The following is a 23,611-nucleotide window of genomic DNA, read 5'->3' as shown; positions in this document are numbered from 1 at the left end:
ATGTAGTCTTTGCTAAAAGATAGCTGAAAGTCGGACGGAGCTACTGTGATGAAGGTTGTCGACTTAGGTCTAGAACGCACTCGCTATGCAGTCATCGACGAGACGATCGAGTCGAGGTGGCGCCGAGTCACCTCTATGCAGCACGACGCCGTTGCCGTCGTGACTCCGCGCGACCGGATCACTTTCGCCGAACTCGAACTCCGGACCGACGCATTGGTCCGCGAACTTCGCCTACGTGGGTCACACGGGGCACGCCCGGTTGCGGTCGATCTCGAACCAACGGCCGAGTCGGTGCCCGCCATCCTCGCCACTCTGATTTCCGGTCGGCCCTTGGTCATGATCGACCCACAACTCCCCGAGGCCCGCCGAGCGCACATCATGAGCACCTCGGGTGCAGTCCCGCTGCAGTCGATACTCGACGAGTCTGCTGCGACGGGCTTCAGATTCGACAGCGCGTTGGAACCATCGAGTTCCGACCCTGCCATGATCGCGTTCACGTCAGGCACCAGCGGGGCACCCAAGGGAGTCGTGTTGAGCCACTCCATGTGCCTGAACAAGGCCGACGAACTCGCCGCAGCAATCGACCTGCGACCCGACGATCACATCGGGAACCTGTTGCCCGTCAGTTTCGGAGCCGGAATCACGGCCCTGATCATGGGGCTTATGAACGGAGTCACGGTCTACTGCTGGGATCCACGTATCGACGGCGTCTCGGGAATCGACGACTGGCTGATCGAGAATTCGATCACGACCACGCACTGTGCGCCGTCTTTTCTGCGGGCGTGGTCGGATCTCGATTGCGGTGCAGCAAATGATGATTCGATCGGTTCCCTACGCGTCGTCGTAACGTACGGGGAAGCAGTTCACGGCGAGGACTACGCGCGCCATCGCAGTCACGGCTTCGCTCGCGTCACGTACGTCAACTGGCTGGCCACCACCGAGACCGGTGTCGTCGCGTACAACGTGTTCCCACCACATTCCGAACTACCCGTCGGAGTGGTACCGGCCGGACGTGCTCGCGACGGCAAGGACGTACAGATCGTCGATGTGAACGGCGTGCCTCTCCCCGACGGCGAGATCGGCGAGATTCAGGTTGTCTCGAGTGATCTTGCCGACGGATACCACGGCGACCCGGATCGCACTGCGGCAAGATTCACGCGCCTGGGCGACGGAGTGAGCATCTACCGGACCGGTGACCGGGGCCGCATCGACGAACGCGGAGAACTGCAACTTCGGGGACGCGTCGACGACGCCGTCAAGATTCGGGGCTACCTGGTGGAACCGATGGAAGTCGAGTCGCATATTCGTCGAATTCCCGGCGTCGCTGATGTTTTCGTGGCCGTCGTCCTCGAGAACGATCGACCGGAGATCGTCGCCTACGTGGTCCTGACCAAAGCCGTGATGGCACGGTCGGGCGCCGAGATGCGGCGCGAATTGGCGACATATCTGCCGGCCTGGATGCTCCCCCGACATTTTGTTCTGATGCCGGCGTTGCCCCGCAACGAAAGAGGAAAGGTCGATCGAACAGCGCTGCCCTCCGTCGAGGTGCGGTCCACTCCACCGACTCTCGCCGGGCCCGCCGAATTGTGGTTGTCCTCGATCTGGGAGTCGATTCTCGGTATCGACTCCATCGACCGTGAGGACGACTTCTTCGAACTCGGCGGCGATTCGCTTGCTTCAACCGAAGTGGTGGCAAAGATTCACGACATGTTCCGGATCCGGATCACGGCGGCGGAGTTCGCGGCCGCCAGTACCGTCAAAGACCTTGCAGCGCTGGTGGATCGGCGCAGAATCGATCCCGATGATCGCGTCTGTCACAACACGATGGTGCCACTGAAGCTCGAAGGCTCCGGGCGACCGCTGTTCATCATGAACGGAGCGGGGTGCCCATCGACGACGCTGTCCACCTTGTCGAAAGCGCTGCACACCGATCGGCCGGTTTACGCACTTCAGCCACACGGCTTCGAATCTCGCGGACTACCCGACCGGTCGGTGAAAGCAAGCGCCCGCCGTTTCATTTTCGAAATCAAGAAGATTCAGCCCACCGGGCCATACCTCCTCGCCGGATACTCGTACGGCGGCTACGTGGCGCTGGAAATGGCGGCACAGCTGTCCGAGTCAGGTGACACTGTCGAACACGTCACCGTTCTCGACACCAGAATCTCCACCGAGGCTGCCGCACGACTGGCTGGTCGAGCGGGCATCACTTTGGATCCGTCGATCGTCGACCTTGCACCACAACCATCCACCAATGCCCGCTGGAAGCCGACCAGACGCACCGTCGCGGCCATGTGGATCCGCACGCTGTTCGCCGGCATTCTGCAGTACCCGCCGGCCACCCAGTGGACCGTGTTCCTCTACATCGGAGGCCAGGCGCTCCGGAAGCATCGGATACGAGCATGCGCCGCGCCCGTCACCGTGATCCGTGGAGCCACCAACAACCGTGGACGCGAGATCTGGTCACTCATTGCCACAGGCTCACTGGATTTCGACGACGTCGACGCGTGCCACGAAGACGTCGTCCGCCAACCGTACGTCCGCAAGACTGCGGCGATCATCGATCGAGTCTGTGATCGAGCGTGACCAGCGCTGCTCATGTCCAGCTGTAGAAGAAAGAGCGGCGGGGAGTGAGTGCCCAGTCGGTCGTCGACGAACACACTCGTTCCTTGACGAACGCACCCGCCCTGCCTGCGATGAACATGCCCGCTGCGTCGTCGACACGAGTGGTCCGCTGGAACACACCTCGCCGCCTCCCGAGACTGATGCACCGGCCTGCGAACTTCGGAGCCACCGGGCGCGGCGCGGAACCTTCGAGTCGATGCAGGATCGTCTCGGCCGCATGGATTCCCAAGGGAATCGCAGCCTGACAACTCATCCTCAGTGAAAGATCACCGACTGCGACAGCATCACCCGCACCGACGATGTTGGGGTGGGACGAGCATTCGAGTCGGTCGTCGACCTTCAGACGACCGAGACCGTCGACGGGAAGGCCACTTCGGCGCGCCAGCTCGGGGGCCCCGAATTCTGTCGCGAGAATCGTGCAATCTGCCTCCACCCGTGCGCCTCCCGCAAGCTCGCAGGACGAACCGTCAATCCGTGTAACCCGGGATTCGGTGACGATGTCGACCCCAAGATCGGTCAATGTTCTGAGAATTGCAGATCGCGCACGCTCTGACAGATCCGGGGCCACGATTCCTCCGGTCACCAAAGTGATTCGGCTGCTTCGCTGCTCAGCCAATTCTGCGGCAGTCTCGATTCCGGTGAGACCGCCGCCGACAACACAGACCGTAGCCTTCCCGTCGAGTGTCGCCAGTCTGGATTCGAGGCGAACCGCGTCCTCGAATTCGGAGACGCTGAACCCGTGCTCCGCCGCCCCGCCGATAGTGCTGGGTAACTGCCCACTTCCGACTGCGTAGACCAGATAGTCGTAGTCGAGCACACTGCCGTCGTCGAGGGTAAGCCTGCTGACCGCGGCGTCGATGTCCGTCACCGTCCCGAATACTCGGTGTGCCGCACGCGGTAGCGCCCTGTCGAACGAGACCGTCGCGTCGTAGCCAGCCGCGATCATCTGATGGAGCCGCTTCGCTGCCATGGCGCCCGCATATCCTGCACCGATCACCACCACGTGTGCGCGCACGATTTCCCATTCCGCCGCTGGTCTCCGTACCGAGATGCACGGGCCGATCAGGCCTCACAGCGGACAGTATTGCGCACGAAAACAACAAATGCTCTGCACCGATTGGTGCAGAGCATTTGTATTGGGTGGAGCTAAGGGGACTCGAACCCCTGACCCCCACACTGCCAGTGTGGTGCGCTACCAGCTGCGCCATAGCCCCGTATTCAGTTCACTCTAACAGTCGAACTTGCAGCGGCTGTTCTGCTTTCCGCTTGCTGGAAGAAAGTTACACCACTTGACTCGTGGGCAACAAATCGCCTGGTCAGAGCGAAGCGGCCGCTCCTTGTCGAAGCGGCCGCTCCAGCTCAAGAGGAGAGCTTGGAAACCCAGTCGCTGCTGCCTGTGTCAACGATCTTGCCGTTCGCCACAACCGTGGGCGTCCCGTTCGACCCGACATCCTTGAGCGCCTGGCTGGCGGCTGCGGCATTGGCCGCGGCGGCTTCGACGTTGGTACCGGAAGAGATGCAGGTTGCCACGTCCTCGGATGCGCCCGCATCACGAGCGATCTGGGCGAGGTCGTCGTTGGTGTGGTCGCTGCTGCCGCCCTCGGCCGGCTGCGTGTCGGTCGCGAAAAGCTTGTTGTGGAATGCGGAGTACGCGATCGCGTCGCCGCCCTGAGCAACGCACAGGAGCGCAGCGCCGGCCCGTGTGGAGTAGTCACCGCTGCCCGACGCCCGGTTGAGGAAGTTCAGCATGTGGTATCGCACGGCGACGTCACCGTTGTCGACAGCGGCCGCGAGAGCCTGGCCACTGAGGTGTTCGAGAGCGGCACAGGCGGGGCACAGCGGATCCTCGAAGAGATCAATGGTTGTCGCGGCGGAGGACTTGCCGAGCAGCACCACTCCGTTGTCCTGCACCGTGACGGCAACTTCGGAACTCTGCACGGAGCCGTAACCGTCGTTCTGGGGCTTGTTCTTGCTGTTCGTCCACAAGACACCGCCGATGACGAGGGCCGCGATCACGAGCACCGCGAGGCCACCGATGATGTAGGTGGAGCGGCTCGAGACCGGTTCCGGCGAGTATTTGTTCTTGCTGCTCTTGGTGCTCACGCTGATGCAGTCCTTCGTGCGTCGAAACGATTTACCGATTGCTTACCTTGCCACTGAAGACTGAGTATCCACTGAGAACGCCGCGCGTGATCCGGGCCCCAGTGCGAGTGGCGAACGCGGGAACACGAGCAGCCAGACGGCAAGTGCCAAGAAGCCCAGGTCGCGGAGAATCTCCTTCGAATAGTCCCAAGCGCCGACGTCGGCTGCACCTCCGCCGCCGAAACATCCGCAATCGATGGACAATCCCCTGGCCCACACCGAAATGATCACCGCAATGAGAACCGTGAGGATGACCACCGAGACTGCAGCGGATGCTCGCACCGCCAACCCGACGAGGATCAGCAGGCCCAGGACTATTTCGACCAGGGGAAGAGCCGTCGCCACCGGACCCACCAGTGACTCGGGCAATAGTTGATAGGCGCGCACCGCGATCTTCGTCTGAACGGGATCAAAGAACTTGAGTCCCCCGGAAATCAGCCAAACGGCCGCCAAACCCAATCGGGCCACAAGACTCACGATGCGAATTGCCACCCGATCGAGAGTACAGAATGCCCGGTCAGTCTAGGTTTGTCCGCGCAGGAGTATCCGTTAGCACCGTCACATCAGTCAGATCTTCGACGACGGATTCGACGGGCTTCGTTCGCGACGGAACGAACAACCAACCCGTCGCCGACACGACTACTACGGCTCCCATCACCGCGAAGGCCGCCGAGTACGACACATGCTGGGCGATCAGTCCGGCACAAATCGGCGCCACTACCCCACCGATGTCGGACATCATCTGGAATACCGCCAGGACGGGTCCGCCGCGAGCCGTCGACCCGACCACATCGGCAACCGCTGCTTGCTGAGCCGGGCTCATGAGCCCTGAACCGACGCCCGTCACTGCAGCAATGACAAAGAACACCACGAGGTTGTCCGTGAATCCCATCGCGATGGTGCCCACACCACAGATGAGCAGGCCGCTCACGACAAAGGGCTTGCGGCCGAAGCGGTCCGAGAGTCGTCCGGAAACGATCAACACCAACGCATTGCCGACGGCGAAGATCGTCAGGGCGTAGGCCGCAATCGACGGATCCCGATCGAGGAACTCCACGACGAACAGGGGGACCATGGCAACGCGAACTCCGAAAATAACCCCGCCGAAGGCGAGGTTCGATCCGAGCGCTGCCCGGTACACCGGAGACTGGAGGCCTTCTGTGAGAGTCATCGACTTCACATCGACAGCCTTGTCCGGTGACGCCAAATGAGATCCACGCAGGCTCACGAAGACAACGAGCGCGGCGATCACCAACGCAATTGCGTAGATGATGAACGGCATCCGCAGACCGAACTGCAACAGCGCACCGCCGACCAGCGGGCCTCCGATCGATCCCATGAGAAAGCTTGTCGCGTACAGACCCGACACGCGGCCGCGACTGTCCGACGGTGACATGCGAATGATCAGCCCGAGGGCCGACACCGTGAACATGGTCGACCCGATGCCGCCCAACGACCGGAACAGCAGAAGTTGCCAGTACTCCCCCGCGAAAGCGCACGCACCGGTCGAGACCGCGACGATGAGAAGGCCGACGATGTAGACCGGCCGCTCACCGAGTTTCTGTACCAAAGTGCCGCTCATCGGCGCGAACACCAACCGCATGAAAGCGAAAGACGAGATCACGATCGTGGCGGCGGTGACCGATACGTCGAAGCTGCGCGCGAACTGAGGTAGTGCCGGGGCGACCAACCCGAATCCGAGGGCGATGACGAAGCTGGCGGCGACCAGTACCCAAATTTCCTGTGGCAGCTTGGCTGCACGAGTTTTCATGTCGTCCGGAATTCTAGCCGGGCGACATGAGCGGTCCGCGGGCTAGTTCGCCTTCAAGACGCCGGACACCAAGTCCTTGGCCGCTGCCTGAACCTGAGCCAGATGATCGGCGCCCTTCATCGACTCGGCATAGATCTTGTACACGTCCTCCGTGCCGGACGGCCTCGCTGCAAACCACGCGTTCTCCGTCGTCACCTTGAGACCACCGATCGCCGCGCCGTTTCCGGGCGCGGCAGTCAGTGTCGCGGTGATCGGTTCACCCGCCAGCTCGGTTGCACTCACCTGGTCGGGAGACAGTTTTGCCAAGACTGCCTTCTGTGCGCGTGTCGCGGGCGCATCGATACGTGCGTACGCCGGGCTCCCGAACTTCTCGGCCAACGCGGCGTAGTGCGCTGACGGAGACTTTCCCGTCACCGCGGTGATTTCCGACGCGAGCAACGCAAGGATGATGCCGTCCTTGTCCGTCGTCCAGACGGAACCGTCGTGTCGGAGGAAGGACGCGCCGGCGCTTTCCTCGCCGCCGAATCCCACAGACCCGTCGAGCAATCCGGGAACGAACCACTTGAACCCGACCGGAACCTCGAGCAAATCGCGGCCCAGGCTGCTCACGACACGGTCGATCATCGAGGAACTCACGAGGGTCTTGCCGACCTTGGTATCTGCGCCCCAACCTGGCCGGTTCGCGAACAGGTACTCGATGGCAACGGCCAGATAGTGATTCGGGTTCATCAAACCGCCGTCGGGAGTGACGATGCCGTGGCGGTCGGAGTCCGCATCGTTTCCGGTCGCGATGTCGTAGCGATCCCGAATCCCGATCAGCGACGCCATCGCGTCGGGCGACGAGCAGTCCATGCGGATCTTGCCGTCCGTATCGAGCGTCATGAACCGCCAGGTCGGATCGACGAGAGGATTCACCACTTCGAGGTCGAGTCGGTGAGTTTCGGCAATCGCGCCCCAGTAGTCGACGCTTGCCCCGCCGAGGGGGTCTGCACCGATCGTGATTCCGGCATCGCGGATCGCGTCGAGGTTGAGGACACTGGGGAGGTCTTCGACGTAGTAGCGGAGGAAGTCGTAGCGTTCGACGCGGTCCAGCGCTTGTGCCGCCGTCACACGCCGTACCCCGGAAAGCCCCTTGCGCAGTAGCTCGTTCGCTCGATCGGCGATAACCGACGTCGCATCCGTGTCCGCGGGCCCGCCGTGCGGCGGGTTGTATTTGAAGCCACCGTCACGAGGCGGATTGTGTGACGGTGTCACGACGATGCCGTCGGCTTTGGCCTCCGGACCCGTCGAGTTGTATCGCAAGATCGCGTGACTGACAGCCGGGGTGGGAGTGTAGGCGTCGCGTGAATCGACGAGGACGACGACGTCGTTGGCGACCAGGACCTCCAAGGCCGACAGCCAGGCAGGCTCCGAGAGCGCATGTGTGTCCCGGCCGATGAACAGCGGGCCGTCGATTCCCTGCGAAGCGCGGTACTCGACGATCGCCTGGGTTGTCGCCAGGATATGAGCTTCGTTGAACGCCGAGTCGAGACTGGAACCGCGATGTCCTGAAGTGCCGAAAAGTACCTGCTGCATCGGGTTCTCGGGATCCGGAGTGCGCGTGTAATACGCGGTGACCAGATGAGGAACATTGATCAGATCCTCTGGCAGAGCCACTTGTCCTGCTCGTTCGTGCGCCACGAATCCCCCTCGGCCCGGTGGTCGACCACTGTGTCGACGCGACTGTGGACAATTGTCTACCCTGGCCGCGTGGCGTGCACGCTCGGCGCCGGATCCGTCAATCCGTGATCTGGATTCCCAACCACGCAGCGGACAGTCCCACGATCAGACTGAGGACGATGTAGATCAGAGAAAGCGCCGTCTGGCGCCTCTCGATCATCCCGACGTTCTCGGTCGCGAAGGTCGAATAGGTGGACAAGCCGCCGCAGAAGCCGGTCGCCAGAAGTGCGGCCATCTCGGTGGAAAGAGCTGCCCCGGTGAACAATCCAAGGAGGAAGCAGCCGATCACGTTCGCGGCGAACGTCGCAGCCGGAAATCCCTTGTACGCGGGCACATACCGCGCCAACAGGTACCGGCCACTCGCACCAGCGCCGCCGCCGAGCGCCACCAGGAGAACTGTCATGCCGACGCTCCGTCCCGCGCGCGGATCCAGCGTTCACCGAGCCCTTTGCCCAGTGCTGCAGCGAGGATCGCGGGAATCAACGTCCCGAGAACATAGAGAATCGATCGCCACGGACTCTCCGTCACGGCGTGAACCGCGAAGGACGAGAAGGTGGTGAAGCCGCCGCAGAAGCCCGTGCCGAGAAAGAGGTACCCAATCTTGTTGTGCACGAGCAGGGCCGCGAGAACACCGAGAACGAACGAGCCGACGACGTTGATGACCAGAGTCGTCCAGATGTGGGGAAAGAGCTCCCCCAGACCGTAGCGGCTGAGCGCGCCCAACCCTCCGCCGACGGCAACCGCGCATACCGCAGCCGGCAGTTTCAGATCACCCATGCTCTGGCCTCACCCGAAAGAGCCTACGTCCCGGAGCGGGCTTTCGGCGGGCGAGGAATGAAGTAACTTGTCCGCTGCTGATACTCGCGATAGCCCGGACGCTGTTCCATGTGTCGCTCGAGCAACCGCGCTCCGGTGGCGAAGACCAGGAAGTACGTCATGGCGATCGGTGAGAGGACGGTCAACACCCCCGGCCACACGGACGCCGAGACGAGGAAGATCCCCCACCAGACACACGCGTCGCCGAAATAGTTGGGATGCCGCGTCCATGCCCACAAACCTTGATCCATGATGTGGCCACGGCTGCCCGGATCGGATTTGAACTCCTCCATCTGTCGGTCGCCGACCGTCTCGAACGTGACGCCGACAATCCACAGCGCGATTCCGAGTACGACAAGAAGTCCGAAGCTGCCGTTCGATACTGCTGCGACCTGGATCGGCAGGGAGACGAACCACAACGAAATCCCCTGCGTGAGATAGATCTTGCGGATCGCATACAGCGTTCGATTACCCGTCGCTCGTCCGAGCATTTCTTCGTACCGCGGGTCTTCACCTTTGCCACGCGATCGAATCGCCATGTGCGTCGCCAACCGCAGACCCCAGATCGCCACGAGCGCAAGCATCAGCAACCGGCGCCAGAGGTCGCCGGTTCCCACTATCGCGGACACGAGCGCGATCAGAACGAAGCCGGCGCCCCACGACACGTCGACAACGTTGTGGCGCCCGATCCGTACACCGATCGTGGCTGTCACCGCCATTCCGACGGCGATCGCCAGCAGACTCGTGAGTGTGACCACTCCGAACGCGCCCCAGTCGAATCCGTTCATCGCCGCGACACCCACTGCGGCCGTACCGGTTCCATACCCGATCGACCATCACCGTGCGGCCGGACCGACAGAATCTGATCGACGCCCATCCTGCCGTCCCGAAATGCCATTCCTCCGCCGACGAGGTAGAGACGCCACACCCGGGCGACTTCGACACCTACGAGTTCCACGACGCGATCCCAGTTCGATTCGAAGGTCTCGATCCACGCGTCGACGGTCCGCACGTAGTGCTCACGCAGGGCGTGGACGTCCCGCACTTCGAGTCCACCTTCCTCGATCATCGCAACAGTGCGACCGACGGGCCGCATGTACATGTCCGGCGCGATGAACGACTCGATGAACGGACCTCCCCCGGGGTGCGGGCCAGTGCGGGACATCTGCTGAATCAGCACACGGCCACCGGCAATAACATTGTCGTGGAGCGCTTTCACGTAGGTCGGATAGTTGTCCTCACCGACATGCTCACCCATCTCGATGGAAGCGACCGCATCGAAGGGACCGTCTGGAATCTCTCGATAATCTTGGAGGCGAATCTCGACCCAGTCTTCCAAACCGAGCGCGCGGACCTTCGCGTCGACAAAAGCCTTCTGCTCCGCCGAGATCGTGATTCCGACAACCCTGGCGCCGTACTCCCGCGCTGCATGCAGGCTGAGCGAGCCCCAACCACAGCCGACATCGAGAAACCGCAAGCCTCGCGCTCGATCGAGACCGACCTTGCGGCACACCAGGTCCAGCTTGTCTGTCTGTGAGTCTTCGAGCGTGTAGTCCGGTGCATCGGAAGTCCAATAGCCCGAGGAGTACGCCATGTTCTCATCGAGGATCAATTGGTAGAAATCGTTCGACAAATCGTAGTGGTGCCCGATCGCCTCGCGGTCGCGGGCGAGGCTGTGCAGGCGCCCCTTCACCTGAGCCTGCGACGCCGGCGGAGCCAAAGGTCTCCCGAAAGCACCGAAGGATCGCGCAGCCTTGACCGCGGCCAAGACGAGCGATGGTGTCGGGGTAATCGACCCGAGCCCCCGCTCGGCAGACACCTTCCACACGTGTGTGAGTGCGTCGCCTAGATCGCCCTCGACGTCGAGTTCACCGAGAACATACGCCTGCGCAGCCCCCAACTCGCCGGGATTCCAGAGCAAGCGTCGCAAAACGTTCGGGCTGTAAAGCGTCAGCTTCGGAGCATCTTCCGGACCTGCTGTGCTGCCGTCCCATGCAGTCAACCGCACCGGAAGTTCGCCGCCGACAAGTGGACTGAGGATGTCCGAGAGACGACCCGCAACGCCGGTACCTTGTGTCGTTCGATCCATTGTGGCAGTCATCGCTGGTTCCTCCGATCGAGAACAATTTGCTGGACGTCGAGATACCCCGACCGAAACCCCGCCTCGGAGTAGCAGAGATAGAAATGCCACATGCGCGCGAACACTGCGTCGAACCCGAGCGCGGACGCCTCGTCGGTGCGAGCGCTGAATCGCTCGTCCCACAGTCGCAACGTCTGCGCGTAGTGATCGCCCATCGACATCCGCTCACGCACCCGCAGGGTTGTCATGCGCTCGGTGACGTCCTCGATCGCCCGCACCGACGGGAGAAATCCGCCGGGGAAGATGTACTTGTGCACCCAGGTGTAGGTGTTGCGGGTCGCGAGCATTCGATCGTGCGGCATCGTGATGGCTTGGATCGCTGCGCGCCCACCCGGCGCCAGCAGGGCGTCGATCGTCTGGAAGTAGCTTCCCCAGTACTGGTGGCCGACGGCCTCGATCATCTCGACCGACACAACGGCGTCGTACTCCCCCTGTACCTGCCGATAGTCGAGAAGGTCGACCTGAACGCGATCTGCCAGTCCCGCAGCGCTTATCCGCTTCGCTGCCAATTCCTGCTGTTCGACCGAAAGTGTCACCGAGCGCACCGTCGCTCCCCGTTGGGCAGCTCGGATCGCCAATTCTCCCCAGCCTGTGCCGATTTCGAGCACTCGCGAACCGGGTCCGACACCTGCGCCATCCAGCAGTCGATCGATCTTCCGATGCTGCGCCGCTGCGAACACGTCCCACGACGGGGTCGCTCCTACCGACAGATCCTCGAAGAGGGCACTGGAATACGTCATGGTGTCGTCGAGGAACAGTTCGAACATCTCGTTCGAGAGGTCGTAGTGCCGGGAGATGTTCGAGCGCGTGTTCTGCGTCGAATTCCGTTCACTGCGAGGCTGCTTCGGAATGTAGAGGCCTCGTAGCCGCTGCAGGAAGTCGGGAATGAGCGTCGCCACGCGGGAGGCGAAGACTTCCAGGACCGCAGTGAGGTCGGATGCTTCCCAATCGCCCGCCATGTAAGACTCGCCGAATCCGATCAAACCACTGTCCCCCACACGAGCAGCGAAGTCGTCTGGGCGGTGAATGACCATCAACGGCGAATCGGGGCTACCGCCACCGGAGAACTCACCGTTGGGCATCTGGACACGCAGCGGCAAACGCGCGACCGCCTTGTGAAACAGGGCGCGGGCAACCGGTGATGCAACCCGCACTTTGAGCCCGCTCGGCACGGTGGCGACGCCCGGCCACCGCTCGGTTTCGATCGTGTGAGCGGAAGGTTCGGTGCCGAGAGTGGTTGTGGTCATTGCACTGCCTCCTGCGGGTGATGTTGCGGTCGGGGAACGATGGGTAAGCGCCTGGCCCACAGCCGGATTCCTTGAAATCTGATCTGCGCGGCGACTCGGAGCGGAGCCAGCGGGATGGCGAGCGCACTGCGCACGATCTCGCGCGTCGTCGCCGGCACACAACGACCGGACACCGTGGCCACGAAGGGCGCCTTGCCGTCACGGGCCAGAACTATCGAGAGCGCGAGCGCGGTGTCGGGTAGCGGAAGTCGCATCCGGTACTCGCCGTCCAGATCGTTGAATGGAGACACGTAGAACTCTTTGGACGTGCGAACCGCGCCACGTTCGTCGGTTTCGAGCAGGTAGCAGTGCCGCTCGCCGTAGGTGTTGTGAACCTCGGCAACGACGCACCGCTGACTGCCGTCGTCGTTCAGACACCAGAACACACTCAGCGGGTTGAACACATGGCCGAACACACGCGCGTTCGCAAGCATGAGGATGCGACCGCCGGCGAACTCCAATCCGTTGGTTGCCAGAAAAGTCTCGACGTTGGCACGAATCGATCGAGTGGGGTCGCCGAGGTGATCCCCGGCGTCGAACTTCGCCAAGGGCCGCAAAGCCTTCGGAAGCTCGGGCAAATCGTCGACGTCGACGAGCCAACTGTAGCTTCGGTACTCGAACTCGTTGTGCAACGGCTCCGTTCGTACGTGCCGAATGCTCGTATGAACGATGGACGGCGTGATGGGTGCGGTCACGGCCACCGACCTCCGACGCGTTCGGCGGCGCGCAGGCCAGAGAGTGCACCGTCCTCGTGGAAGCCCCATCCGTGGTACGCACCGGCAAACGCGAGCACGTCCGAGTCCAACTCGGGAAGCCGCGCTTGAGCGGCGACGGAGGTGGGTGTGTACTGCGGATGCTCGTAGGTCATCTGATCGATCACCGAGTCCGGGGCCACCATTTCGTCTCCCCCCAACGTCACCAGGTAGCGCCGGCCGGTCTCCGGCAGCCGCTGCAACCTCGTCATGTCGTAGCTGACCAGAACGTGATCCGGCTTCGCGTTGCATTCAGGGATGTAGTAGTTCCACGACGCGCGCGCATTGGTGTTGCCGGGCAGCACATTCTCGTCGGTGTGAAGCTGGGTGTGGTTGACGGAGTACGGCATTGCGGCGAGGACCTGGGATTCGACAGGCGTCGGATCCGCCAAAATCTTCAGCGCTTGCTGCGGATGCGTTGCGACCACGGCTGCGTCGAAGGTCTGGATCTGGTCGTCGCCGTCACGAATGTCGACGCGATCATCGAACCGGTGGATTGCGCGCACCGGCGTGTTGAGGCGGATATCCCCGATACTTTTGGCGACGAGACGAACGTATTCGCCCGATCCACCGGTGACTGTTCGCCAGGTCGGCGATCCAGTGACGCTCAGCATTCCGTGGTGATCGAGGAACGAGAACAGGTACCGCGCGGGATATTTCAGCGCCGAGCCGGGATCACACGACCAGACTGCCGACACGAGCGGAGTCATGAAGTGAGCGGTGAAGTAGTCGGAGAACCGGCCGCTGCGCAGAAACACCCCCAGTGTCTGGTCGGGTGCCGACGGATCCGTGTTGTCGAGCAGGGCTCGGGCACGGCGATGGAAGCGCTTGACCTCCATCAACATCGACAGAAAGCTGCCGTTGACAAGGAGCCCCGGCGTCGGGAGAACGCCGCGCAACCCTTGGCCTCCCGAGTACTCGAGTCCGCAACCCCCACACCTGACCGACATGCTCATATCGGATTCCTGCGTAGGCACATCGAGTTCTGCGAACAATCGCAACAATGTCGGATAGGTGCGATCGTTGTGGACGATGAACCCCGTGTCGATGGCGAGGCTTCGCCCTTCCGGGTCGGTGACCGAATGGGTGTCCGCGTGCCCGCCGAGCCGTGAATCCGCTTCGTAGAGGGTGACGTCACTGTCCTTACTGAGCACCCACGCCGCTGTCAGACCTGCGACACCACTACCGACGACGGCCACCTTGCGCTTGTCGGAACTCATCGTCGTTCTCCCATCTTTGTTGCGGCTACCCCGCGACTCATTCCTGCGATTGCATCCGCGACGAGGCGATGCCAAGTCGCCGCCCGACGGAGCATGAAGTGGCCTGCGCCGTCGATGCCGATCCATTCAGCGCTCTTACCCGACGCCTGCAGTTCGTCGACCTTTCGCCGCGACACCTCCGGATCGGTCCAGGAGTCAGCCGTGCCGTGAAGGACTGACAGTGGTGTGTCCGAACGCAGATTCACCGACGTTCCATCGGGCCACCACGGCGCCAGCGCGACCACACCGACCACCGCCGGATCGCCACATAGTTCGGCGGCGACCCGTCCGCCCATCGAGTGCCCCAGCAGGATCACCTGAGCTTGTGAATTACGTTTCGTTATCGCGTCGAGTGCGGCGCGGGCGTCCACGACCGGACTGCGCTCGGCACCGTTCCAACCTCGAACTCGATAGCGAGCCTGCACCGCTTTGACACCGGAGAGGCGAAGCTGAGCGGTGAACGGGCACATCCGAAGGTTGGACAGATGCCAGGCGCGAGCCGGGCGATGGCTCGATACCTTTCCTCCAGGCAGCACTAGCACCACCAGGTGCTGGTCACCGTCCTGCTGTTGCCGTCGGTTGGGCGTCATACACGGCATTCGGAGCCGAAAACCATTTGGATGGGGTTCGTAGAATTTCTTTTGTGAATCGTGAAGCACTCGTCGGCGATGTCCTCGACGCCATGGACGCCAACTTGGTATCCCATGCCTGCCACCTGCATGAACACTTGCCGACGGGATCGGTCACGGTCTCTGCAGATGTTGTCGTCGCAGACAGCGGCCTCACCGACGACACTTTCAACATCATCGCTGGTGCACGCTTCGCTGTACCTGCTGCTGAAGGCCCGGAAGAAGACCGACGACTACTCGACGTACTCGCGTGGCTTCGAGCAACCGGTCGTCCGTTCTCCTGGTGGACAGGTCCGCGCGACAAGCCCTCTGACCTCGGCGCTCGCTTGTCAGCCCTCGGCTGCGTGCGCTCCGAGGAAGAAAGAGCGATGACGGCAGACTTGGACGTCGTCCCACGCCCAACGCCTGTTTCAGAACTGTGCGTTCAGCGAGTGACGACTCGCTCGCAGCTCGCCGACTACGCCGCCGTGATGGCCGCCAATTGGTCGCCGCCCTCAACCGCAGTAATACGTTTCTTCGAAGACACCGCCGATGACATCCTCGATGAGCGCTCGCGGAGTTCGTTTGTCGTGGGATACGCGAACTCCCAGCCTGTCGCCGGAGCCGAGGTCCATTTTGCCGCCGACGTCGCCGGACTGTACGGGGTCGTCACACTCGAAACGGCGCGCCGACGCGGATTCGGCTCGGCGGTCACCCTTGCCGCACTCGACATCGCCCGCGAGCGAGGTGCCCGAACCGCTGTACTTCAAGCGTCCAGCGACGGCGCACAGCTCTATCGAAACGTCGGCTTCGAGGATGTCGGTACCTACGCCGAGTACTCGATCGGCAGCGGTTAGACGTCCCCGCGGGGACGCTTTCCGTCCTCATCCACGGATGTGTGTCGGTACTGGCATCTATTATCGAACGTACATTCGAAACATTGTCGGACACGCGCCGGGGGGCAACGATGAACGCAGCACTGACCGATACCGCAGAACTGACCGATACCGCAGCACTGATCAATGAAGAAACGCAGGGTTCCACCCGAAGCGACGTAGAGCAACTCGGCTCCGAAATCTGCGCTCTCGCCGGCCAGATCGCCGCGGCCACGGCTCGATTCCTTACCCTCCTGTCAAAATTCGACGAAGACCGCGGCTGGTCCGGCCCTGGACTGCATTCATGCGCCCACTGGCTGTCGTGGAAATGTGGAATGAGCCTGCACACCGGCAGGGAATATGTTCGCGTCGCCAAAGCGCTCCGACCTTTGCCCGAGATGCGGAAGGCCTTCGAGCAAGGCCGGCTGTCCTACTCGAAGGTTCGCGCACTCACCCGGGTCACCACGCCGTCAAACGAACAGCAGATGGTTCGGTTCGGATGCGAGGCGCCCGCAGCCCAGATCGATCGTCTCGCCGCAGGTCTGCGTAATGCAACCGACAATGAATCCGGCAAAAGCAAAGCGCCCGAACATCTTCAGGTCCGCTGGCATTGGGACTCGGATACGGGCGAGTTTGTCATCAAAGGACGCCTGCCCGCGCAGGACGGCGCCCGAATCCTCGCAGCATTGGCGGCGGCGGAACGTGAACGCACCCGAACCGCTGCCATCCGCCCTGTCGACGAGAAGGCTACAAAGAACCCGGCCGGAAATATCGGACCAGGACTCGTCGCGATGGCCGAGCTCGCCACCGCCGCAGTCACAGACCGCCCGTCCAAGGCCGCCGCGAACGAAGTTGTGTTCTTCCACGAAGCGAACACCGTCCGTGTACCGAGTGGACCCGCGCTCCCCCAAAGTGCCGCCGAGGAAGTGCTCTGCAACGCGAAACTTCGCCTGGGAACGACAAAGGAGGGATGCGTTTTGAATCTGGGCCGAAGGACCCGCGTCGTCAGCGCCAAACAAATGCTGGCATTGAATTACCGCGACGGATGTTGCCGCACACCGGGTTGCGGGCGGACTCGCTTCTTACACGCACATCACGTGAAATTCTGGGGACGCGGCGGAAATACGGACTTGGACAATCTGATCATGCTGTGCGGCACCTGCCACCGCGCGCTGCATGACGGCCAGTTCACGATCACTGCTCTCGGCGAGCAGAAGTTCGAGTTCCTTTACGCCAATGGTGACGTCATCGACCCAGCACCACCGACCGAGGGATTCGCTGATGGCCTACTGCGCGGAGACATACCCGACGACGCGATCATCCCAAGATGGGACGGCGAGCCCCTTCACCTCGATCACGCGGTCAGCGTCATCCTCGACGGTTGGGCCGCCTGAGGAAACATTGGTCTAGTCCAATCTGAATCTGCCGTGAACAACAGGACAACCCTCACATCCAGGTAGTGCAATTGGTCTAGTCCTATCGCAAGATGCTTAGCGTGACCAAGAAAATCGCACGCACCTCAGCCGCTATCACACTCCTCCTCGCCGGCGCTGTTGCTGCCGGAACTGCAACTGCTGCAGCAATTCCCGGATCGTCCGACCTCAATCCGTCGGCCGCCGAGAAGACAGTTGTCATCGGCCTCGACGGCACTATGCTCAGCCACATCAAGACCGCCGACGCTCCCCGTCTCCAGAAGCTGATCGCCGAAGGAACCAGCGGAGAATCTTCCATCCTCGGCCACATCACCATCTCCGGACCGTCGTGGTCGACCATCCTGACCGGAGTCTGGGATACCAAGCACGGAGTCAAGGACAACACGTACGCGGGCGCCCGCTTCGACCTCTACCCGAGCGTCTTCACCCGACTGGAAACAGCAAAGCCCTCCCTCCTCACCGAATCGATCTCCACCTGGGGCGGCATCGACAACATCGCCTCCAGTGGGACACCGAAAGCCGACGTTGTCGTCACCACGGCCGATGCAGGTTCCGGAGCGGCCACCGACGCTGCGACGGCAGACGCCGTCGCCCGCGACATCACAGACAAGGGACCTGACCTGATCTTCACCCAACTCGATCAGGTGGACGGCGCGGGACATAGCGGCGGCACCAACGGCGCTGCGTACGAAGAGTCGATCGCCTCGGTCGATGCTCAGGTGGGCAAGATTGTCGATGCCGTCGATCAGCGCGCAGCAAAGACCGGCGAGAAGTGGACTGTACTGGTCACTGCGGATCACGGGCACAAGCCCGCCGGTGGGCACGGCGGTCAGACACCCGCGGAAGCAACGACATTCGTCATAGCACGCGGCGCGGGATACGCGGCCGGTAAGAACACAGACTCGTACACGATCGCCGACATCACCCCGACAATCCTCCAGAGCCTGGGCGTTGCATTGCCTGCCGATCTGGACGGCAAGCCGCTGGCCAAGGAAGCTCCCGGCTTCGTCGGCTCGGTCGACCTGGGATTCTTCGGCTCCTGATCGCAAGAAGGCCCGGGCCACACAGCAGAGTGCCGCAGCAAGACAGCAGCAAAAAGGCAGCAAAAAGGCAGCAAAAAGGTCGGGCCGGAGAGCGTGTGCTCTCCGGCCCGACCTGTTGTGGAGCTGCCGGGAATTGAACCCGGGTCCTACGTTGAATCGCTAGGGCTTCTCCGTGTGCAGTTCGCTAAGTCTCTACTTGGATCTCCCAGTCTCGCGAACAAGCCAGGATGACGATCCCAGTCACTGTTTGATGTCCCATTCGACTCCGTGACCGAGCCGAACAGTAAAGCCCTCTAGCTGATGCCAGGAACCGGGTCGAGGGCAACCCCGGGCTGACAGACACGCTTCGCTACTTAGGCAGCGAGAGCGTAGTCGCGCTGATTGGAATCGGCGCTTATAGGTTTGCAGCGACGCTTACGGTGGTCTCTTGCCTGCACCGACACGCTTCCCCTAACTCAACACACGCAGTCGAAACCGCTCAGCCCCGTGTGTGCCCCGCGTCTTTCGTGGGGCTATTCACTATAACGCGCCGAAGTTCGGAAGTCATACCAATTAATCGGCGGCACTTTCCGTGTCCTTCGGCCCAGCCGTTTCCTGCACTGCACCCGCTTCCTGCACTGCACCCGTTTCCTGCACCGCAGCCATCTCACGCTCGGCGGCACCGGTGATGTTGGTGATCATCCCCTGGAAGACGACTCCGTGGAAAGGCAGGATCGAATACCAGTACGCCCGACCCGCGAGCCCGCGAGGGAAGAAGACCGCGCGTTGATCGAGGTGGGAACCCACCGGCCGTCCGTCGGCACCGGCTGGGCCTTCTGATACTCGCAACTCCAACCATGCTCCGCCCGGGACCTTCATCTCGGCGCGCAATCGGAGCAACTTGCCTCGATCGATTTCTTCGACCCTCCAAAAGTCCAGGGCTTCGCCCGTGTTGAGCCGGCGTGGATCCCGCCTGCCCCGGCGCAGTCCGACACCACCGACCGCGCGGTCCATCCACCCCCGAATGGCCCACGCCAAAGGGAATGAATACCAACCGTTCTCGCCGCCGATCGACTCGACCACCGACCAGAGGGTTTTCGGATCCGCCGCGCAGTCACGTTCGCGATGATCGACGTAGACCGCTTCGCCGGCCCAATCCGGGTCGGATGGAAGAGGATCGGATGGAGCGCCCGCGATCGTTGCACCGGACCACGCCGTCTCCACCTCACCGGTGTCGATCTTTCGAAGTGCCAGTCGCACCGCTTCTCGATACGGCGTGAGGCCCTCGGCGGGAGGCGGGATGAAGCCGTCGATGTCGTGATTGTGCATCACCGCGTCGTTCTGCAGGGATTCGATCAGGGGCATCGCCAAACCTCGTGGGATCGGCGTGACCAATCCCACCCAGTGACCTGCCAGACGCGGGGTGAGGACGGGCAGGACGAGGATGCGTCGGCGTACCAATCCAGCGACGTCGGCGTAGGTGTTCATCATTTCGCCGTACTGCATGACATCCGGCCCACCGATGTCGAAGGCGCGGTTGACCTCCGGCGTCGTCGCCGCGGCTGCAATCAAATAGTGGAGTACGTCACGCACCGCGATCGGCTGAATGTTGTTGTGCACCCACTTGGGTGTGGTCATCACCGGAAGCCGATTGGTCAAGTGGCGCACCATTTCGAAGGACGCCGAACCCGATCCGATCACCACTCCAGCTTGGAACACAACCGTCGGAACCTCGGAGTCGAGCAGGATCCGACCGACTTCGAGCCGGGACTGCAAGTGAGTCGACAACTCTCGGTCGGACGGATGAAGCCCGCCCAGGTAGACGATCCGTCGCACCCCCGCATCGCGGGCAGCGGCGGCGACGTTCTCCGCGCTTCGCTTGTCGATATCCGAGAACGACCCTCCCCCACCCATGGCGTGAACGAGGTAGTAGACCACGTCGATATCGTCGAAAACACCTGAGAGGGTGCCACTGTCGGTCAGATCCCCGCGCTTGATCTCCACGGAATCGTGCCAGGGAACATCGCGTAGTTTCTCCGGGCTGCGCACCACCACTCGAACTCGATGACCCTCTTCGACCAGGCGAGGGGCAAGACGTCCGCCGATGTATCCGGTCGCACCCGTGATCAACACTCTCACTGCGTCCATCACCCCACGCTACGCACAATTCAACTGCGAAGCGCGAGTGCAACCTCGAGGTCGTCGTTGGTCAACATCATGTTGATCCCCGCTCCGGCCTTCGCCCCGGCGGCTGCGGCCATGATGACCTGGGCACCCGGGTCCACGACATTGCCCGCAGCGAACACGCCGGGCACGCTTGTGGCCCCCATCATGTCGACTGTGACAAAATCGCCCATCATCGTCTCGGCGCGCTGCGCACCGAATGCGCGCAAGATCGCATCGTTGGGGTCCATCGTGAGGGCGCCACCGACAAAGACCGCCGAACGCGCGACCACACTGCCGTCGGCCAACCGCACGCCCACCAACCGATCATCCTCGACGACGGGACCGGCAACCTCACCCTCGACGATCGAAATACCGCGAGCCGCAAGCTTTTCCCGATCTTCGGAACTCAGTTCGGTGATGCGATGAAGGAAGAGAACCACGTCATCGGACCACTGGCGAACCATGAGCGCCTGGTGCATCGCAAATTCCGCGCTCTTGGCGATCACGCCGAGCGGCTGATCACGCACGCCGTACCCGTGGCAGTACGGGCAGTGCAACACATCGCGTCCCCAACGCTCGCCGAAGACTTCGAGTTCTACCGGTAGGCGGTCCGTCAGACCCGTCGAAACAAGCACCTTGCGCACCTGAATCTTGCTGCCGCCAGCCAGTTCTACCGAGAATTTCTCGCCGTCCGGTGTCACGGAGACAACGGTGCCGTCATGGAACTCGCCGCCGAATTTGCGGACCTCACCTCGGCCGATGGTCAACAATTCTGCCGGGTTCATGCCGTCACGGGAGAGGAATCCGTTCATGTGGTCGGCGGCCGCGTTCCGTGGCGATCCGTTGTCGAAGACGATCACGGACCTGCGTGCCTGACCGAGAATGAGTGCGGCGTTGAGGCCTGCCGCACCGGCTCCGATTACTGCTACGTCGAATGAGTTCTGCGTCATGAATCCAGAATGACAAGAGAACGCAGTCTTGACAAACACTGTTGCCACTTTGGCAAAATGAGTGCATGACCGAACCATCGTTCGAAGCCGTACTAGCCGGCATCGGCCCTCGCCTACGTGCGTTGCGCCAGCAGTCCGAGATGACCCTGGCCGACCTGTCGGAGACCACCGACATCAGCGTCAGCACACTGTCGAGACTCGAATCCGGTACTCGCCGAGCCAACTTGGAGTTGCTGCTGCCGATTGCCAAGGCACACGGCGTCCCGTTGGACGACCTGGTGAACAGCAAGATCAAGGACCCCCGCGTTCGAGAAGAACCTCGAACGGTCGGATGTATGACGGTCATTCCGCTGACCAGTCAACCCGGCAATCTGCAGGCCTACAAGATGATCATCTCGCCCACCGACGACGATCGCGAACCGGGATCCCACGAGGGCTACGAGTGGGTCTACGTTCTGTCCGGGCGCATCCGACTCCAACTCGGCGACCGGGATTTCATCATGGGGGCAGGCGAGGCCGCCGAGTTCGACACGCACATCCCGCACCGCATCAGTGCTGCCGACGGCCGGCCGGCCGAGGCGATCAGCCTCTTCGGAAAACAGGGCGAGCGGGTTCACCTACGCGCAGCGCCGGCCGACAGACGCGGCTGAAACGCTAGGACTGAAAACGCTGGAACTCGAAAAATCTAGGCGCCCGCGACGGCAATCATGCCGACTGCCGCCAGCGCCAACAGCATTCCCGCTTGTTGCACGCGGCTTACCCGCTCGCCCAGCATCACCATGGCGAGCAGAACCGTCGCAGCCGGATACAGCGAACCGATCACGCTGACCAGTGAGAGCATTCCGCCTTGGAAGGCGTAGATCATCGTCCCGTTCGCGACGACGTCGAGGACGCTGACGTACACCGCGAGCTTGAGTGGCTCGCCTCGTGGGAGAACGAAGTGACCGGCCGCCAGCGCGACCAACCACACCACGACGGTCGCGGCGCCTCGAGATACGGCCAACGCCCACAGCCCGCTGCCCTCGCCGATCTGGTGAAGTGCGATGAACGAGAGCGCAAATGCGCCACCGCTTCCGACGGTCAGAAGAGCCACTTGTCTGGTGAAGCGGAGGGTGATTCCGCCGGCAACCTCACCCGCGGTGTCGTCAGGCGACTCGCGGCTGACCAGGACGACGGCGACCAGCGCGACGGCAATACCGAGGTACGCGATCAACCCCGGCCGCTCACCGAAAGCGAAGCCGACGAGCACCGGAATGCCCGCCACCAGAACAGCTGTCAGCGGCGAGACCACCGACATGGGGCCGGTTGCCAGCGCGAGATAGAACCACCAGACCGCCAGACCACTCGTGACGCCCGCGATCGCACCCCAGATCAGACCGTTCGGCGTCAGCGTCCCGGATACGAAAGGTGCTGCGATCAGTACGATGACGAGCGAGAGTGGATACGAGACGATCACCACACGCAGTGCGGCAACTCGTCGTGACGCAACTCCCCCGACGAAGTCGCTGACTCCGTAGGCAACTGCCGCCACGAGGGCAAGCAGGATGGAGGTCAGCGCATGCCCTTGATACGACGACCGAGCTCGCGGGTCACCTCGCGCTCGGCGGTGCGCTTGGCCATGTCCTGGCGCTTGTCGTAGTCCTGCTTACCCTTTGCCAGTGCGAGTTCGACCTTGACCTTGCCGTCGTTGAAGTACATCGACAGCGGGACCAGCGTCTGATTTCCCTCGCGGGTCTTGCCGACGAGGTGCTCGATCTCACGCTTGTGCAGCAGGAGCTTTCGGGTACGACGTGGCGAATGGTTGTTCCACGTGCCTTGCGTGTACTCCGGAATGTGCAACGAGCGCAACCACACTTCGCCGTTGTCCACCGTGGCGAACGCGTCGACGAGCGACGCCTTGCCTTCACGCAGACTCTTGACCTCGGTCCCGACGAGAGCGATGCCGGCCTCGTAGGTGTCGATGATCGTGTAGTTGTGGCGTGCTTTGCGATTGGTCGCAATGACCTTGCGGCCCTTTTCCTTCACTGTCCGGGCCTCTCAGTCCGCTGTC

Annotated in this window: 22 protein-coding genes, 1 tRNA gene and 1 other RNA gene; 5 read left to right on the top strand and 19 right to left on the bottom strand. The window is 62.4% G+C overall.

The genetic code is table 11. From position 1 onward, the window contains the following. Positions 1–48 precede the first annotated feature (48 nt). Positions 49–2,583: an AMP-binding protein gene (locus tag ACVZUB_RS11695; protein WP_482628434.1), complete on the top strand. Its 2,535-nt coding sequence runs from the start codon at positions 49–51 to the stop codon at positions 2,581–2,583. 10 nt (positions 2,584–2,593) lie between these two features. On the opposite strand, the gene ACVZUB_RS11690 is transcribed toward ACVZUB_RS11695, so the two are convergent. The 14 genes from ACVZUB_RS11690 to ACVZUB_RS11625 all read right to left on the bottom strand — a co-directional run bounded on the left by ACVZUB_RS11690 (position 2,594) and on the right by ACVZUB_RS11625 (position 15,097). Next, complete coding sequence (locus tag ACVZUB_RS11690) at positions 2,594–3,637, bottom strand: NAD(P)/FAD-dependent oxidoreductase (RefSeq protein WP_482628433.1); 1,044 nt, start codon at positions 3,635–3,637, stop codon at positions 2,594–2,596. 126 nt (positions 3,638–3,763) lie between these two features. Beyond that, positions 3,764–3,836: transfer RNA gene (locus ACVZUB_RS11685), tRNA-Ala, on the bottom strand. Between the two features lie 145 nt (positions 3,837–3,981). Further along, complete coding sequence (locus tag ACVZUB_RS11680) at positions 3,982–4,725, bottom strand: DsbA family protein (protein ID WP_397523859.1); 744 nt, start codon at positions 4,723–4,725, stop codon at positions 3,982–3,984. 42 nt (positions 4,726–4,767) lie between these two features. After that, positions 4,768–5,256: a MauE/DoxX family redox-associated membrane protein gene (locus ACVZUB_RS11675; RefSeq protein WP_003942318.1), complete on the bottom strand. Its 489-nt coding sequence runs from the start codon at positions 5,254–5,256 to the stop codon at positions 4,768–4,770. A 25-nt stretch (positions 5,257–5,281) separates the two neighbouring features. Then, positions 5,282–6,535 (bottom strand): MFS transporter, encoded by a 1,254-nt coding sequence (locus tag ACVZUB_RS11670; RefSeq protein WP_482628432.1) that lies wholly within the window; start codon positions 6,533–6,535, stop codon positions 5,282–5,284. 42 nt (positions 6,536–6,577) lie between these two features. Beyond that, complete coding sequence (gene pgm, locus ACVZUB_RS11665) at positions 6,578–8,215, bottom strand: phosphoglucomutase (alpha-D-glucose-1,6-bisphosphate-dependent) (protein ID WP_482628431.1); 1,638 nt, start codon at positions 8,213–8,215, stop codon at positions 6,578–6,580. Between the two features lie 97 nt (positions 8,216–8,312). After that, positions 8,313–8,657, bottom strand: a complete 345-nt coding sequence (crcB, locus tag ACVZUB_RS11660; RefSeq protein WP_003942344.1) for a fluoride efflux transporter CrcB — start codon at positions 8,655–8,657, stop codon at positions 8,313–8,315. Then, on the bottom strand, positions 8,654–9,031 hold the full coding sequence (locus ACVZUB_RS11655) for a fluoride efflux transporter FluC (protein WP_162114279.1): 378 nt from the start codon (positions 9,029–9,031) through the stop codon (positions 8,654–8,656). Before ACVZUB_RS11655 ends, crcB begins: the two co-directional genes overlap by 4 nt. A gap of 23 nt (positions 9,032–9,054) precedes the next feature. Further along, positions 9,055–9,858: a DUF1295 domain-containing protein gene (locus ACVZUB_RS11650; RefSeq protein WP_037130102.1), complete on the bottom strand. Its 804-nt coding sequence runs from the start codon at positions 9,856–9,858 to the stop codon at positions 9,055–9,057. Continuing rightward, on the bottom strand, positions 9,855–11,171 hold the full coding sequence (locus ACVZUB_RS11645; protein WP_116056887.1) for an SAM-dependent methyltransferase: 1,317 nt from the start codon (positions 11,169–11,171) through the stop codon (positions 9,855–9,857). Before ACVZUB_RS11645 ends, ACVZUB_RS11650 begins: the two co-directional genes overlap by 4 nt. Next, positions 11,168–12,457 carry an SAM-dependent methyltransferase gene (locus tag ACVZUB_RS11640; RefSeq protein ID WP_007731299.1) on the bottom strand — a complete coding sequence of 430 codons (1,290 nt, stop codon included), beginning with the start codon at positions 12,455–12,457 and terminating at the stop codon, positions 11,168–11,170. The genes ACVZUB_RS11645 and ACVZUB_RS11640 overlap by 4 nt, the downstream gene beginning before the upstream one ends. Next, positions 12,454–13,197: a DUF1365 domain-containing protein gene (locus ACVZUB_RS11635; protein WP_042450068.1), complete on the bottom strand. Its 744-nt coding sequence runs from the start codon at positions 13,195–13,197 to the stop codon at positions 12,454–12,456. The genes ACVZUB_RS11640 and ACVZUB_RS11635 overlap by 4 nt, the downstream gene beginning before the upstream one ends. Further along, complete coding sequence (locus ACVZUB_RS11630) at positions 13,188–14,468, bottom strand: NAD(P)/FAD-dependent oxidoreductase (RefSeq protein ID WP_482628430.1); 1,281 nt, start codon at positions 14,466–14,468, stop codon at positions 13,188–13,190. Before ACVZUB_RS11630 ends, ACVZUB_RS11635 begins: the two co-directional genes overlap by 10 nt. After that, complete coding sequence (locus ACVZUB_RS11625; protein ID WP_054187610.1) at positions 14,465–15,097, bottom strand: dienelactone hydrolase family protein; 633 nt, start codon at positions 15,095–15,097, stop codon at positions 14,465–14,467. The genes ACVZUB_RS11630 and ACVZUB_RS11625 overlap by 4 nt, the downstream gene beginning before the upstream one ends. A gap of 53 nt (positions 15,098–15,150) precedes the next feature. Between ACVZUB_RS11625 and ACVZUB_RS11620 the strand changes: the two genes are divergently transcribed. The 3 genes from ACVZUB_RS11620 (at position 15,151) to ACVZUB_RS11610 (ending at position 18,466) form a co-directional block, all read left to right on the top strand. Continuing rightward, complete coding sequence (locus tag ACVZUB_RS11620; RefSeq protein WP_080961234.1) at positions 15,151–15,972, top strand: GNAT family N-acetyltransferase; 822 nt, start codon at positions 15,151–15,153, stop codon at positions 15,970–15,972. Between the two features lie 110 nt (positions 15,973–16,082). Then, positions 16,083–17,384, top strand: a complete 1,302-nt coding sequence (locus ACVZUB_RS11615) for an HNH endonuclease signature motif containing protein (protein ID WP_482628429.1) — start codon at positions 16,083–16,085, stop codon at positions 17,382–17,384. A 101-nt stretch (positions 17,385–17,485) separates the two neighbouring features. Continuing rightward, the gene (locus ACVZUB_RS11610) at positions 17,486–18,466 is read left to right on the top strand and encodes an alkaline phosphatase family protein (protein WP_218695193.1); all 981 of its coding nucleotides are present in this window, start codon (positions 17,486–17,488) and stop codon (positions 18,464–18,466) included. Positions 18,467–18,581: 115 nt separating this feature from the next. Here ACVZUB_RS11610 and ssrA read toward each other — a convergent pair. The 3 genes from ssrA to ACVZUB_RS11595 form a co-directional block, all read right to left on the bottom strand. Beyond that, positions 18,582–18,952: a transfer-messenger RNA gene (gene ssrA / locus ACVZUB_RS11605) on the bottom strand. Positions 18,953–19,018: 66 nt separating this feature from the next. Beyond that, positions 19,019–20,593, bottom strand: a complete 1,575-nt coding sequence (locus ACVZUB_RS11600; RefSeq protein WP_192712535.1) for an SDR family oxidoreductase — start codon at positions 20,591–20,593, stop codon at positions 19,019–19,021. A gap of 20 nt (positions 20,594–20,613) precedes the next feature. Then, positions 20,614–21,561 carry an NAD(P)/FAD-dependent oxidoreductase gene (locus ACVZUB_RS11595; protein ID WP_158170455.1) on the bottom strand — a complete coding sequence of 316 codons (948 nt, stop codon included), beginning with the start codon at positions 21,559–21,561 and terminating at the stop codon, positions 20,614–20,616. Between the two features lie 65 nt (positions 21,562–21,626). Here ACVZUB_RS11595 and ACVZUB_RS11590 point away from each other — a divergent pair, with 65 nt between their 5' ends. Further along, complete coding sequence (locus ACVZUB_RS11590; RefSeq protein WP_042450077.1) at positions 21,627–22,211, top strand: helix-turn-helix domain-containing protein; 585 nt, start codon at positions 21,627–21,629, stop codon at positions 22,209–22,211. Positions 22,212–22,246: 35 nt separating this feature from the next. On the opposite strand, the gene ACVZUB_RS11585 is transcribed toward ACVZUB_RS11590, so the two are convergent. Together ACVZUB_RS11585 and smpB are read right to left on the bottom strand one after the other, a co-directional pair. Further along, entirely contained in the window at positions 22,247–23,116 is an 870-nt protein-coding gene (locus ACVZUB_RS11585; RefSeq protein WP_482628527.1) for an EamA family transporter, read from the bottom strand. Further along, on the bottom strand, positions 23,113–23,586 hold the full coding sequence (smpB, locus tag ACVZUB_RS11580; RefSeq protein ID WP_003942330.1) for an SsrA-binding protein SmpB: 474 nt from the start codon (positions 23,584–23,586) through the stop codon (positions 23,113–23,115). The genes ACVZUB_RS11585 and smpB overlap by 4 nt, the downstream gene beginning before the upstream one ends. Between the last annotated feature and the right edge of the window lie 25 nt (positions 23,587–23,611).

This window comes from Rhodococcus sp. OS5, assembly GCF_056837585.1.
Note: the sequence above shows the minus strand (reverse complement) of the source record. Positions and strands in the feature narration are given on the sequence as shown.

Bases quoted from the DNA above. Each gene is read 5' to 3' on its own strand.
- ACVZUB_RS11695 (WP_482628434.1), top strand. From the start codon at position 49: ATGAAGGTTGTCGACTTAGGTCTAGAACGCACTCGCTATGCAGTCATC.
- ACVZUB_RS11670 (WP_482628432.1), bottom strand. From the start codon at position 6,535: ATGAAAACTCGTGCAGCCAAGCTGCCACAGGAAATTTGGGTACTGGTC.
- crcB (WP_003942344.1), bottom strand. From the start codon at position 8,657: ATGACAGTTCTCCTGGTGGCGCTCGGCGGCGGCGCTGGTGCGAGTGGC.
- ACVZUB_RS11655 (WP_162114279.1), bottom strand. From the start codon at position 9,031: ATGGGTGATCTGAAACTGCCGGCTGCGGTATGCGCGGTTGCCGTCGGC.
- ACVZUB_RS11650 (WP_037130102.1), bottom strand. From the start codon at position 9,858: ATGAACGGATTCGACTGGGGCGCGTTCGGAGTGGTCACACTCACGAGT.
- ACVZUB_RS11645 (WP_116056887.1), bottom strand. From the start codon at position 11,171: ATGACTGCCACAATGGATCGAACGACACAAGGTACCGGCGTTGCGGGT.
- ACVZUB_RS11640 (WP_007731299.1), bottom strand. From the start codon at position 12,457: ATGACCACAACCACTCTCGGCACCGAACCTTCCGCTCACACGATCGAA.
- ACVZUB_RS11630 (WP_482628430.1), bottom strand. From the start codon at position 14,468: ATGAGTTCCGACAAGCGCAAGGTGGCCGTCGTCGGTAGTGGTGTCGCA.
- ACVZUB_RS11625 (WP_054187610.1), bottom strand. From the start codon at position 15,097: ATGACGCCCAACCGACGGCAACAGCAGGACGGTGACCAGCACCTGGTG.
- ACVZUB_RS11615 (WP_482628429.1), top strand. From the start codon at position 16,083: ATGAACGCAGCACTGACCGATACCGCAGAACTGACCGATACCGCAGCA.
- ACVZUB_RS11600 (WP_192712535.1), bottom strand. From the start codon at position 20,593: ATGGACGCAGTGAGAGTGTTGATCACGGGTGCGACCGGATACATCGGC.
- ACVZUB_RS11595 (WP_158170455.1), bottom strand. From the start codon at position 21,561: ATGACGCAGAACTCATTCGACGTAGCAGTAATCGGAGCCGGTGCGGCA.
- ACVZUB_RS11590 (WP_042450077.1), top strand. From the start codon at position 21,627: ATGACCGAACCATCGTTCGAAGCCGTACTAGCCGGCATCGGCCCTCGC.